Below are 593 nucleotides of genomic sequence, written 5' to 3' on the forward strand. Positions count from 1 at the left end.
CGTCCGCCGTATCCGCTCAATGCACCCTGCACGGTAAACGCCTGTATTTGGGCAACACCGTCGACCGAAACCGCCACACGGTTTTTATCCACGCCCCGTATCGAATAACCGCCGCTCGCGCCGTTACCTTGTTCGACGACGGCCACGCCCGGATCGTAGCGCGTCAGGTCGCGGATACCGAGTACCTGTTCTTTGTTCAACGTTTCCGACGTTTTGACGATTTTGCCCAAACCGGTCGCCTCTTTCGATCGCCGTCCCACTTTGGCGGCACGGACGGTAATCTCCTTCAATGATTGACTTTGCGCCGCATCAGATGCCGCCGTTTCGGGGTTTGCCGCATATGATGGGAAAGCGGCTGCAATGGCCAAGGCGGTCAGGGTAAGCGGGAATGTATGCCTTCTGTTCATCGTGTTGCCTCCTTGTCATCTTTCTTCGCACCAAATACCACACCGATTTTTTGTTGGGGTTCGGCAAAGCTGCCGCCCAATTCCGATGCATGAGGTCCGTAAAAGCCCCCTGTTACATGAAGGTTCTCGGCTTTAAACGGTTTGGAGGATGTTGCACCCCTGCCAAGCAGGTCGATACCTGTATCA

At 55.5% G+C, this 593-nt stretch carries 2 protein-coding genes; both read right to left on the reverse strand.

The genetic code is table 11. From position 1 onward, the window contains the following. The coding region (locus ACTHUM_RS17755) for a TonB-dependent receptor plug domain-containing protein (RefSeq protein ID WP_440403656.1) at positions 1-407 on the reverse strand (407 nt) is incomplete at its 3' end. Further along, a partial coding sequence (locus ACTHUM_RS17760; RefSeq protein WP_440403657.1) for a transferrin-binding protein-like solute binding protein occupies positions 404-593 on the reverse strand: 190 nt, incomplete at its 5' end. The genes ACTHUM_RS17755 and ACTHUM_RS17760, both read right to left, overlap by 4 nt.

This window comes from Neisseria sp. P0021.S006 (genome assembly GCF_051956895.1).